At 56.0% G+C, this 12,634-nt stretch carries 10 protein-coding genes and 1 tRNA gene; all 11 read right to left on the bottom strand.

Translation table 11 applies throughout. The features are described from left to right. Positions 1-213: 213 nt before the first annotated feature. Positions 214-699 carry an ExbD/TolR family protein gene (locus BQ5379_RS07945; protein ID WP_071134937.1) on the bottom strand — a complete coding sequence of 162 codons (486 nt, stop codon included), beginning with the start codon at positions 697-699 and terminating at the stop codon, positions 214-216. Between the two features lie 3 nt (positions 700-702). Next, complete coding sequence (locus BQ5379_RS07940) at positions 703-1,281, bottom strand: ExbD/TolR family protein (protein WP_071134936.1); 579 nt, start codon at positions 1,279-1,281, stop codon at positions 703-705. A gap of 12 nt (positions 1,282-1,293) precedes the next feature. Then, positions 1,294-1,716, bottom strand: coding sequence for a hypothetical protein (locus tag BQ5379_RS07935; RefSeq protein ID WP_071134935.1), 423 nt, complete (start codon positions 1,714-1,716; stop codon positions 1,294-1,296). 43 nt (positions 1,717-1,759) lie between these two features. After that, entirely contained in the window at positions 1,760-2,569 is an 810-nt protein-coding gene (locus BQ5379_RS07930) for a MotA/TolQ/ExbB proton channel family protein (protein WP_071134934.1), read from the bottom strand. 280 nt (positions 2,570-2,849) lie between these two features. Then, a tRNA-Ser gene (locus BQ5379_RS07925) sits at positions 2,850-2,937 on the bottom strand. 198 nt (positions 2,938-3,135) lie between these two features. After that, positions 3,136-4,149: an asparaginase gene (locus BQ5379_RS07920; RefSeq protein ID WP_071134933.1), complete on the bottom strand. Its 1,014-nt coding sequence runs from the start codon at positions 4,147-4,149 to the stop codon at positions 3,136-3,138. Positions 4,150-4,246: 97 nt separating this feature from the next. Further along, a complete protein-coding gene (locus tag BQ5379_RS07915; RefSeq protein ID WP_143039423.1) occupies positions 4,247-6,703 on the bottom strand; it encodes a hypothetical protein in 2,457 nt (818 codons plus the stop codon). A gap of 53 nt (positions 6,704-6,756) precedes the next feature. Further along, positions 6,757-8,118, bottom strand: coding sequence for a M43 family zinc metalloprotease (locus tag BQ5379_RS07910; RefSeq protein WP_071134931.1), 1,362 nt, complete (start codon positions 8,116-8,118; stop codon positions 6,757-6,759). Between the two features lie 338 nt (positions 8,119-8,456). After that, positions 8,457-9,521: a M43 family zinc metalloprotease gene (locus BQ5379_RS07905; protein WP_071134930.1), complete on the bottom strand. Its 1,065-nt coding sequence runs from the start codon at positions 9,519-9,521 to the stop codon at positions 8,457-8,459. Positions 9,522-9,686: 165 nt separating this feature from the next. Continuing rightward, the gene (locus tag BQ5379_RS07900) at positions 9,687-10,430 is read right to left on the bottom strand and encodes a succinate dehydrogenase/fumarate reductase iron-sulfur subunit (protein ID WP_071134929.1); all 744 of its coding nucleotides are present in this window, start codon (positions 10,428-10,430) and stop codon (positions 9,687-9,689) included. Positions 10,431-10,672: 242 nt separating this feature from the next. Further along, the gene (locus tag BQ5379_RS07895) at positions 10,673-12,616 is read right to left on the bottom strand and encodes a fumarate reductase/succinate dehydrogenase flavoprotein subunit (RefSeq protein WP_071134928.1); all 1,944 of its coding nucleotides are present in this window, start codon (positions 12,614-12,616) and stop codon (positions 10,673-10,675) included. Positions 12,617-12,634 lie beyond the last annotated feature (18 nt).

Genomic DNA, 12,634 nt, shown 5'->3' with positions numbered 1-12,634 from the left:
AGAATAGCCTAACAACGCTTGCCACGCACAAAGTCTCAGAGCTAAAACAATAATACAAAAGACAGGCATTCACGCCAGTTTCAGTAACTAGGCTTTCCACACACTCACCCCCACTAGCTCTCATTCCTATTTCATACCCGTAACAGCACAAAAAGGGGCCTCTGAATCATCAGAGGCCCCTTTTCAAGGGTACTTTAGGCTCACATGCAAAAACTATTTGCTAGCATTTGCATCGCCTTTATCCTTGGCAGCTGCATAGCTGATCGAGAGCGCGTTGGCACGACGCAGTTCCTGTTTGATATCGGTCACCATACCCATTTTGGTAGCGGCGTCGATTTTCAGGCTGACGGTCATGTCAGGACGGTCTTTTTCACTGAGTTTGTCACGTTCCGAGGCAACGAACTCGGTGATGTTGGTCAGCGTACTGTAAGCACCGTTCAGTTGGATACGCGGAGCGGTACCGAACTGGGGAGCGAGTGCTTTGGTCGGAGGACCGACGTAGATGTAACTTACCAAAGATTTCTTTTCGAGTTTTTGAGCTTCGCTGGCTTTCGGCGCTTCAACCTGCACTTTCAATTCCACTTCACGCATGGTGGTGGTGGCCATGAAGAAGAACAGGATCATGAACACGATATCGGGCAGCGAAGAGGTAGAGATACCCGGGGTATCTTTCCCGCCGTTTCTTTTGATTTGTGCCATGTTCTATTTTCCTCCTGTCAGGTTACGCGGTTCTGCTTCCGAAATCTTGACGGGGATAGCCTTGTTGATGGCTTTCTTCTGTTCGTCACCGAGGTCGGAATAGGGCCGGCCGAATTTTTGTTGTGAGAGCTCGTCTTTCGCCTGGTTATAGGCCTTGGTCAACTCGTTCTGTACCTGGAGGTACATGTCGTAGCTGGTACCACGGTCGTTCTGCAGCGAAATCAAGCCTTTACTTACCGGATAGTTGCCGAGCAAGGGGATTTCGGTCATCTCTTTCTCCGGCATGTTGGGGTCGTTGGTGGGGTTGGTAATAAAAGTTTTAGCTTTTTCACACAGCCCGCTAATATCCATACGTTGGCCCGCAACCAGGAGTTGGTTGTTGCCGCTGACGAACACCATGAGCACGTTACGCTCGTGGGCGTCCATCCCGGGGTCGTCCTCTTGGTCGACCATCGGCGGCAACTTCCGTGCGATGCCCGAGTCTACGTTCATGGATGTTGTCATCAGCCAGAAGATGAGCAACAAGAACGCGATGTCGGCCATTGATCCGGAGTTGATTTCTGGAACTTTTCTTTTAGCCATTGTATGGACTTGTTATTTTTTAAAGACTTTGTAGAGTTCTCCGTAAAGGATGCTCAGGACTACGCCTGCGAAGGCAATGTAGGTTGCATACAGAGCGGTGTCACTGAATTTCAGGGAGAAGGAATCATCGATTACTTTACCGCTGGCCAACGGAATCGGAGTGTCGTTGGACAGAGCATACGATACGAGGAAGACCACAACGATAACCCCGAGTCCGATCAGCGAGCGGACTGCGCTTTTGGGGTTCTGGAATACTGCTACCAGAGGCATGATGATGGTGAGGGCGATGGTCAGGATGACTACGATGAACGACCATACGAGCATGGTGTTCAGTGCCGCACTTTCGTTGTCGGCTGCACCCTGTACCGCGCCGACCAGGATCAGGATGGCCGATACGATGAGCAGTATGTATTTGATTATGGGTAAGTATTTCATATTATTGTCTGTACCAAAGTTTCGCCTGGCTTATCGGGCGCGATTATTTTTTGAGGTATTTGGTCAGGATGTCCACCAGCGAGATGGAGGCATCTTCCATCGAGATCACGATGCTGTCGATTTTGGCCAGCAGGTAGTTGTAGAACAGCTGGAGGATCACAGCGGCGATAAGACCGGCAACGGTAGTCAGAAGGGCGATTTTCATACCACCGGCAACCAGACTCGGAGCGATATCACCGGCAGCTTCGATGGCGTCGAATGCAGCGATCATACCGACCACAGTACCCATAAACCCGAGCATCGGAGAGAGGGCGATGAACAGCGAGATCCAAGACATACCGTTTTCGAGGTGGCCGGCCTGAACCGAACCGTAAGAGGCTACGGATTTTTCAACCACGTCGATACCTTCGCCTGCGCGGTCGAGACCCTGGTAGAAGATCGAGGCTACCGGACCACGGGTATTGCGGCAAACTTCTTTAGCAGCTTCAACACCACCGTTGTTCAGTGCGTTTTCAACTTTTTCGAGGAGTTTTTTGGTGTTGATGGTAGCGAGGTTCAGGTAGATCACACGTTCGATCACGATTGCAAGACCGAGGATCAAGCAGAGCAGGATCGGCGACATCCAGCCCACACCACCTTCGATGAATTTTTGTTTCAGAGCCTGGTGCATCGGTTGACCGCCCAGGTCTTCTTCAGCAGCAGCTGCGTCTGCCGTAGCCGGAGTGGCCGGAGTAACAGCAGTCTGCTCGGTCTGCGCTGCAGCAGCCGAATCAGCGGCATCTTGAGCGTACAGGTTCGCGGTGCCGAAGGTCAGCAGACCTACCATGGACACGATTGTCAGAAGTTTTTTCATAGTGACGGTAAAATTTGATTAGTTGTTTTTTGTTTGTGTTGTTCTTTGTGTTGGTTGCGCAGGGCGAACCTGTGCATTAGTTTCCGGGCGGCCTGTCCGTCGTTTTCAGGCTCGTTTCCTGACCGGACTCCACATGAGAGAACATTCTCCCTCAAATCCCGAAAAAACCACCCCTCGCATTTTTGGGAGAGGGTACTTCTTGTCGGACGGAACGGGCATCGGTAATCGATCCCGCATCCGGGAGTACGGTAATTTTTTAACCTCGTTTTGCGGGGTTTTGCGGAGGAAAAGGGATTCGAACCCTTGATACCCTTTTGAGGTATACACACTTTCCAGGCGTGCTCCTTCGACCACTCGGACATTCCTCCTTACAGATCAAAAACGGCTGTCAAAGAAACGTATTCTATGCTGATTCACAACCTTTTGCCCCTCTCACTAACTTACTCTCGGCAGTTCGGATCAACCTTTCAAAAGCCGTTTTTACGGGTTAAAGTTAGAATAAATATTTATTGTGCACAACATCCGAAGAAAATTCATCGTTTTTGTCCACTTTTCTCACGGCGGGGCTAAAGGGAGATTTCGCCTCGGATGGGTGTGTGCAGGTAGTGTTCCAGTTGGCTTTTGGGTAACTCTTCGCCCAGCAGGTACATCAGTTTGGCGAGGGCGGCTTCGGTCGTCATGTCGCGGCCGCTCACCACACCGGCCTTCAGCAGGGCGCGCCCGGTATCGTACAGGGCCATGTCGACGCTGCCGGCCGCACACTGGGTCACGTTGATGACCACCACGCCACGCGCCACCGTTTCGGCCACCGTGTTGACAAACCAATCTTCGGTAGGGGCATTCCCGGCTCCGTAGGTCTCGAGCACCACCCCGCGCAGGTCGTCGATCGCGAGCATGGCCCGGAAGATCTCAGGGCGCAGGCCGGGAAAGATCCGCACCACGGCCACCCGCGTCTCGAGCGACGTGTTGACCTTGAGCGAGGGCAGGAAGCTGTCCACCTTCCGGATGTAGGGCGTGTTGTATTTAATAGTGATGCCGGCTTCGGCCAGCGGAGGATAGTTCGGACTGCGGAAGGCGTTGAAGTGCTCGGCGTTGTATTTGATCGTGCGGTTGGCGCGGAGCAGGCTGTTCTGAAAATAGATGCAGACCTCGGGAACTTCGCCTGCGGCGGCGATTTCGATGGCCGAGATCAGGTTTTCACGGCCGTCGGTGCGCAACACGCCGATCGGAATCTGACTTCCGGTGAAGATGATGGGTTTGGCGAGGTTCTCCATCATGAAACTGAGGGCCGAGGCCGTATAGGCCATCGTATCGGTTCCGTGGAGCACGACGAAACCGTCGAACTGTTCGTAGTGATCGCGGATCACCAGCGCGAGGCGGTTCCACTGCTCGGGGCTGACGTTCGACGAGTCGATCACCGGGTCGAACGTGATGGTTTCGATCCGCACGCCGAATTTACGCAACTCGGGTACCTCCAGTTCGATCTGGTCGAAATCGAACGGCGCGAGCGATCCCGTTTCGGGATTGGTCTTCATCCCGATGGTACCGCCGGTATATATAAGTAATATGGAGCGTTTCATCTCGCCACAAAGCTAATACATTATTCGGTTCCCTGCGTCTGTGACAGAAAAACGCCCCGGTGGAAAACGTCGCACGTCACCCCGGGGCGTCTGCCTCTTACTTGGCCCGAATCCACTGCATCGGCTCAGCCGTAGCCTTGACCACACCCGAGGCGAATTCGACACTCGCCTCCATCGGATAGGGCACGTTGAAGTGCACGGCCCGGATCTGCGGTTCGGAGGGGACGACGAGCAGGTTTTTCTTTCCGCGGTGCACCACGTCGCAGTTGTAGGCGGCCACCGTGCCGTCGGGACGAACCACCACGAAAGCCTGGGTCAAAGCGGCCTCGCCAATCAGTTTGAACACCTCGTGAACATCGTTGTCTTGGGTGTTAACGGGTTGCCAATGGCTGATCATCGGAACATACTGTTCGCCCACCACCAGACGGCGCGTGGGATAGAGCCGCGGATGGGGATTGCCGAAGGTCGGCGTATCGAACGTCACCGTGGTATCGGGTCCGCAGGTCTGCTCCGCAGCGACATAGGGGTCGGTAATGAATGCCCAGGAGAGTTCGCCGGTCTGCGGATCGACCAGGTTGGCAAAGGCTCCCATGGCATTGAACGTTTCGCGCAGCCAGCGTTCGTCGCCGGTCAGCAGATAGGCGTAGTAGGTGGCGTATCCGCGCCAGGCACTCCACCCGTGGGGCGAATTGAACATGTCGGGTTGCATCTGCACGTCGTACTGGGACTCCCAGAAACGCATCGTGCCCCCGCGACGGCGGGCGTCAGGCACACGCAACTGCGCCAGACAGTCGTGGCTGTTAAGCACCTCGAGCATGGCACGCGTATATCGCGCCCGTTCGGCCGTGTCGGACTGCATCAGCCCCATCAGCCCCATTTGCAGGGCCGAGCAGGAGACCATACCGTCCTCGAAGGTATGTTCGCCTTCGGTCTGGAAGTTGCCGCGTGCGGCCACAAGCTGGTCGATGGCCCGTTTGGCCGAGGCATAATGACGCTCCGCGCGGTCACGCCACTGGGCAGAATCGGGAGCCGAAGCGGCCATGCGTTTCTCGGCTTCAACCAGTTCCAGAATGCTTTTGGCCACGTAAATCACACTGGTGTAGATCGTACCTTGATTATAATAGGCTCCATCGGGGCGTTGCGAACTGGCAATCAGCCAGTCGCCCAGCCGGGCTGCCCGTTCGAGATCGAGCCGGCGGCCGTAGGCTTCAAAACGGTCGACGAGCATCCCGATCGTACCGGCCGTATTCTGGATGCGGGTCGCAAAGTAGCGCGGCTCCATCTTCACGGTATCGTGCAGCAGGTCGAACAGCAATTCGAAACGCGCGTCGAGCGCCCGGTCGATCGAGTCGGAGGGGAACTCCCGCGCAGCCAGGAAGGCGGTGTAGTACCCCATCCAGCTCTCAATGTGCGACGAGGCTTTCTGGTTATGTTTCAGCGCGGCTTCGCGGCCGCGACGGAGATACCACTCCCACGGATGAAGCGCACTGACCACCCCTTCGGCCACCTTGCCTCCGACCTCGGCCCGCACGGTATAGAGACCGGGAGCCGGCAGACGGAACGGATCGGTACGGAAATGGCCGTTTCCCATGTGGCGGGCATACACGTCGATCTGCTCACCCGCACGGTTGGTGACCGTCAGTTTGGGACGGGCACTGCCCGACGGGGAGTAGATGTCGAGCCGCACCTCCTCGTCGGGTCGGTAGGAGGTGCGTTCCATGCGGAGCGTCGGGGCCTGCGCTATGGCGGTGACGGTCGGTTCGAGGTCGGCGGGGTCCGCTACGGCAAACAGCACGATGTCCCAACACTTCGTTTCGCCGGGCTGCAACTGCCAGAGGTTCTGCGGATGGCGTTCGGGCAGGGGCAGAGCGTTGAGCAGGTCAAGGTTGATCGATTCCACGCGGTGGCCCCACCACCACTGCCCGGCCGCACCGAGGTAACCGAGCGAGAAATCGGCGCTCCACGACGCAACGGGTTGTTCGCTGGCAATGCCCAACAGCGGTTTATCGACCCCGGGAGCCTGCAGATAGCCCCAGAAGTGGGTCTTCTCGTTACGCAACAGGGTCGGGAAATACTTGCCGAACCAGGCAGGCCAGCTGTCCATATAGGTATCGATGCCAAGCCGGAGACCGGCCTTCTGGGGTTGCACGGCAATCGGTCCCTCGTTCCGGAGCGTGACGCTCAGCGTGGGGCGTTCTGTATCACTGCGATAGACAAGCGTACAGACAACACCCTCAATCGCACCGGAGCGGTATTCGCCGGGAGCGGTACGAGTCCAGACGGCCGTCGAGTCGATTCCGTTGGCGGGATCCTTCAGATAGAAAGAGGGGCCGCGGAATTTACCGTTGGCGAAAAACGGAATGGTGTCAGCCGGATGGTTGTCCGTGGCGGCAAAGATCAACCTTCGGGCCACTCCATCGTCAGCGATTTCCCACCGCCACTCGTGGCTGGCAGGGGCGACGGTCTCCTGAGCAACGGCAGGAACCGCACACAAAGATGCGGCGGACAGAGAAAGAACGGTCAACGTTCGAAAAGAGGCAATAACAGAGTTCATAACAAAAAATAGTGTGGGCACAGACGGGCATCAGTCCCACAAGTTAGATTTATTTAAAGGTTAAGTTGGGGTAAAGAGTCGGTATGGAGCAGGGATCGGAATAGGGACTCGGGAAGAGCCGCTTTTGCAACCGCCGACTCGGGTTCAGCCACGAGGCGGCGTCCGAACTCTTCGAGTTCGGGAGTGCGGTCAGGCAGCATCAGGCCGTAACGCAGGACGTGTTGCATGATTTCGCACTGCTGCGGCGTGAAGGTAGTCTGATAACCCAGTCCGTAATCCATAATATTGTCTGACGTAAAAACGGTACCGTCGCAGGTTTGCCGCTGATACATCCACTGCCGGATATTGGCCAGGTAGGCATCGCGGTCGTAACTCGGGGTATCGCTGCAACAGTCGAAGTCCATGCAGTCACCGAATGAAAAGACGTGGCTCAACCCCAGCATATGTCCCATTTCGTGCTCCAGGGTTTTGAAATCCGCAGTTCCGAGATGCACCGTATTCAGGCAAATGCCGTGCATGGGGTAGTATTTCATATAGACCTCGGCAGGGACGCATCCGCACCGCATGTTTGCTTCGGGGACAAATGCGTCACAGGAGGTACCGGTCCAGGAATCCCCTTTGCGCGGAAACAGCCACAGATTGAGGTAGCGATAGGGATCCCACAGCAGAGCCTGTCGCTCCGGGTCGATCGGCGTGGAAAAGAACTGCCACGGCAGCTCTTCGGTAGCCTTCTCATAATAGACGCGCTCGACCCCGGCTTCGGGGAGAAACTCCCCGTCGGGACCGGTCTCGGCCAGACGGAACCGAACCGAAGCGGTCATCCCGTTCACCGCCATATTCATACGCACCACCCGGTTCAGATTTTCGACTTGCGTGAAAAAGAGGTTGGAGTGCGGGTTGTGCTTTTCGTTGGTCGGCGACGTATACAGCACGTGGAAGATCATCGGGAACTCGTACTCTTCGCCGGCCGCCTCAGCATCGGAGATCGGCACGGTGAACGATTGCGTCTCGCCGTAGACCACCCGATCGTCGTACCGCACAAAGGATCGGGCAAAATAACTGGCTCCCGGTTCCATTCCTTCCTGGTCGGCATGGAACGCCTGTATGAGCCGCAAACGACCGGCATGCTCGGCCGGAGCCTTGAATTCCCGTTTGTCACCATCGACGGAAGGGGTTCGGGAACTGCCCCAGCAAACGCCGTAGCTCAATACATTTCGGGTCATGACGGGGATCTCGATCTGACTCCAGACGTAACTGACCGGATGGTGGTCCGAGGAGTACGTTCCGGAGGTGATTCGGGTCGTGGCATCACCATTACCGCCGCCCTCTTTCCGACAGGAGAATACAATGGCGATCAGACCAGCCAGCAGCAGAAGCGCAATTCGACGGGGATGTTTCAATCGGGCATGTTTCATACGGACAAATTTTTAACGTGCGAGATATAACATTCACTCTCCGAAGAGTTCTAACAACATGGTACCTACCATGCCTCAAGCGACAACGGCCTGTCGCTAACTATCCGCGCTCCACTCCCTTGTGGCTGGAGAATCCTCGTCCTCACCGTTCCGCTCTTTTCTCCCTTGCACTTCTCTCCCCACCTTTCTCAGCTACTCCACTTGCCATCTGCTCCACCAGACACACCTGTATTTCCATGCACCACCCAGCCCTCTTCTCGCCCCATCCATCGCACATCACCCTCCTGCCGACCCCGAGGCCGCAAGTCGCATCCGGGCACATGGACGGACCTACGCATTTAGCGCATCAGCACGGGTGTCGGACGTTCGTCGGTAATTTCGTCGGTAAAGTTTTCAAGCATGGCCTTGGTCTCGCTCTTGCTTCGGGGTATCCAGGGGCTGTAAGCCATCACATGCTCAACCCGAGCCTTCTGCTGCGAAGTCAGGTTGGTGCGCAAACTCATGTAATAGTCCATCACGTTGGTCGAAAGGAAGGGCGCGCTGCCGTCGCAGGGCTGACGGTAATACTCATTGTAAGGCAACGTTCCGGTTTCAAACAACTGCTGGTAGGTCGCACGATCATATTTCGGCGTATCGCTGCATCCGTCGTCGCTAGCATTGTCGGGATCGTCACACCCGTTCTCTTCGCTGAAAGCGTGATAAAGCCCCAGATAGTGCCCCATCTCGTGACACAGCGTGAACATACCCTCGTCGGCCATCAGTTCGGTAGTCGGCTGGAAGTACCGGTTATTGAGCGTAATACCGTGCATGTAATCGGGCAGCTGCGTGAGAGCTCCGTTCCACTGAGGCAGCAACAACAACGGATTCGACGAAGTACAATAGGGCATATAGGAGATACCGGTCACATAGGTTTCATCCTCGTCGGGATTCGACGACTGAAGGAAACCGAACAGCCAAACGTTGACATACTGATTCGGATCCCACAGAATCTCTTTATCCAGCGTGCTCAAGGTACGGGTATGATCCAGAAATTTCTCGGCACTCATATTGGACGAACCGCTGTACTGGACACGATGGATACCGGGTTCAGCCATCTCGTTGCCGTCGGGGTCGTGGGTGGCAAGCATGAACTTGACATCAACCTTTGCGCTGCCGGCCGACGTAAAAAGGCTCGCCGCATAGAACTGGTTCATCTGCTCGATCCGTTTTTCAAACACCGCGGCCGATGGATTTTGAATCATACTGCCGGGATTTTCGTACAGCACGTGGAAAACCACAGGAAGCGTCCCTTCGGGTATTTCGAATACCGTGGGCGTAGGCGGTGGCGTCTCCGTTTTTTTCTTACAGCTGAAAATTACCAGCGGCAGCAGGGCCGTGAACAGCAACAGGATTTTTGATTTCATAAGGTTGCATTTTCTGTAAAGATAAACATTTTCGTCCAATCGACCACTGCACTAACGGAGAGAATTGGGGACGGATAAAAATGCAGGGAGCCAGGATCATGTGAGATCCTGGCTCCCTGTCGATATTTTCCGGCCACATGAACAGGCCGGGAGAATCCGAACGGATTAGTCTTTCAGTTTGGCGCAGAGGAATTCGCGGTTCAGACGGGCGATGTGTGCGATCGAGATACCTTTGGGGCATTCAGCTTCGCAGGCACCGGTGTTGGTACATCCGCCGAATCCGAGTTCGTCCATTTTGGCCACCATGGCTTTGGCACGGCGGGCAGCTTCGACTTTACCCTGGGGCAGCAGGGCGAGCGAGCTGACACGGGCAGCCACGAAGAGCATGGCCGAACCGTTTTTACAGGTAGCTACGCAGGCACCGCAACCGATGCAGGCAGCAGCGTCCATCGATTCGTCGGCGTTTTTCTTCGGAATCGGAATGGCGTTGGCATCGGGCACACCACCGGTGTTGACCGAGATATAGCCACCGGCCTGGAGGATCTTGTCGTAAGCCGAACGGTCAACGACGAGGTCTTTGATCACCGGGAAGGCTTTCGAACGCCAGGGTTCGATGGTGATGGTGTCGCCGTCCTTGAATTTGCGCATGTGGAGCTGGCAGGTGGTCACATCGTCGTCCGGACCGTGAGCACGGCCGTCGATGAAGAGCGAACACATCCCGCAGATACCTTCACGGCAGTCATGGTCGAAAGCGATCGGTTCCTTGCCTTCGTGGATGAGGTTGTTGTTCAGGATGTCGAGCATTTCGAGGAACGAGCTCCCTTCCGAAACGTTCTCAACGTGATAGTCTTCGAAGTGACCTTTATCGTGAGCGTCTTTCTGACGCCATATCTTTAACTTCAGGTTCATAAAGTTTTTTCAATTTTTCTGTTCGTCCACTTCGCCTTGCAGCGCGAAGAAGGGCAGTGAAACGGCTGCTCGCTCTTCATCCCCGAGGGAGAAGAGCGGAACAGCATCTGCGGTACCTTTCCGCGTCAGCATCCTCCTGAGCCGACGAGGCGGATGCGCCGCCTTCCGGCCCAACGCAGCAGATACTGGCTGCGCAATGCGTATGCGAACGAACGGTTAAACGGTTAAAAACGTTGTCGGAATTAGTCTTTGTAGTTACGCTGAGCCAGGTGAACGGTATCGAAGCGGAGCTCTTCCTTGTGGAGGACGGGTTCCTGATCCGGACCTTTGTATTCCCAAACGGCTACGTATGCGTAGTGTTCGTCGTCGCGCTGTGCTTCACCTTCGGGAGTCTGGAACTCTTCGCGGAAGTGACCACCGCACGATTCGTTACGGTTGAGTGCGTCGCGGGCCATCAGTTCACCCATTTCCATGAAGTCGGCCACGCGGAGCGCTTTTTCGATCTCCTGGTTGAAGTCGTTTCCTTTGCCAGGAACACGCACGTTGGTCCAGAACTCTTTGCGCAGTTTCTGGATTTCGACGATGGCTTTTTCGAGGCTCTCTTTGGTACGGGCCATACCGACGTATTCCCACATGATTTCACCCAGTGCACGGTGCAGGTCGTCCACCGAACGTTTACCGTTGATCGAGAAGAGTTTTTCGATCTTCGCTTTCACTGCTTTTTCGGCTTCGTCGAAGGCGGGATGGTTGGTGTCGATCTTCGGGGTCTGGATGTCGTGCGAGAGGTAGTCGCCGAGGGTGTAGGGGATCACGAAGTAACCGTCGGCCAGCCCCTGCATCAGGGCCGATGCACCCAGACGGTTGGCACCGTGGTCGGAGAAGTTGGCTTCACCGAGGGCGTAGAGGCCGGGGATGGTGGTCATCAGGTTGTAGTCCACCCAGATACCGCCCATGGTGTAGTGCACGGCCGGGTAGATCATCATCGGTTCTTCGTAGGGGTTGACGTCCACGATCTTTTCGTACATCTGGAAGAGGTTGCCGTAACGCTGAGCGATCACATCCTTACCCAGACGAGCGATGGCGGTCGAGAAGTCGAGGAATACGGCCAGGCCGGTTTCGTTCACGCCGAAGCCTGCGTCGCAACGTTCCTTGGCGGCACGCGAAGCCACGTCACGCGGAACGAGGTTACCGAAGGCCGGGTAGCGGCGTTCCAGGTAGTAGTCACGATCTTCTTCGGGGATCTGCGACGGTTTTTTGGCACCGGAGCGAACGGCTTCGACGTCTTCTTTTTTCTTGGGCACCCAGATACGTCCGTCGTTACGCAACGATTCGGACATCAGGGTCAGTTTGGACTGCTGTTCGCCATGCTTCGGGATGCAGGTCGGGTGGATCTGGGTGAAGCAGGGGTTGGCGAACATGGCGCCTTTTTTGTAGCACTGCCAAGCGGCCGAGCCGTTGGAGTTCATGGCGTTGGTCGAGAGGAAGAAGACGTTGCCGTAACCGCCGGAGCAGATCAGCACGGCGTGAGCACCGTAGCGTTCGATTTCGCCGGTCACGAGGTTACGGGTGATGATCCCGCGGGCTTTGCCGTCGATCAGCACGAGGTCGAGCATTTCGTGACGGGGATAGGATTTCACCGAACCTTTTTTGATCTGGCGGTTCAGGGCGGCGTAGGCGCCGAGCAGCAGCTGCTGACCGGTTTGACCGCGGGCATAGAAGGTACGGCTTACCTGTGCACCACCGAACGAACGGTTGTCGAGCAGTCCACCGTAGTCACGGGCGAAGGGTACACCCTGAGCCACGCACTGGTCGATGATCGAGTTCGACACTTCGGCCAGACGGTAAACGTTGGCTTCGCGGGCACGATAGTCGCCACCTTTGATGGTATCGTAGAAGAGGCGGTAAACGGAGTCGTTGTCGTTCTGGTAGTTTTTGGCGGCGTTGATCCCCCCCTGTGCGGCGATGGAGTGTGCACGACGGGGCGAGTCGCTGATGCAGAATACCTTGACGTTGTATCCGAGTTCGCCGAGCGAGGCGGCAGCCGAGGCGCCTGCCAGACCGGTACCTACGACGATGACGTCGAGTTTGCGTTTGTTGGCGGGGCTGACGACTTTGATTTCAGCTTTATGTTTGCTCCACTTCTGAGCCAACGGCCCTTCGGGGATTTTGGAATCGAGTATGCTCATATTCTTTCAGTCGGAATT

The organism is Millionella massiliensis (genome assembly GCF_900104655.1).
Lineage (GTDB): Bacteria > Bacteroidota > Bacteroidia > Bacteroidales > Rikenellaceae > Rikenella > Rikenella massiliensis.
This window is presented reverse-complemented; position numbering and strand designations above follow the sequence as displayed.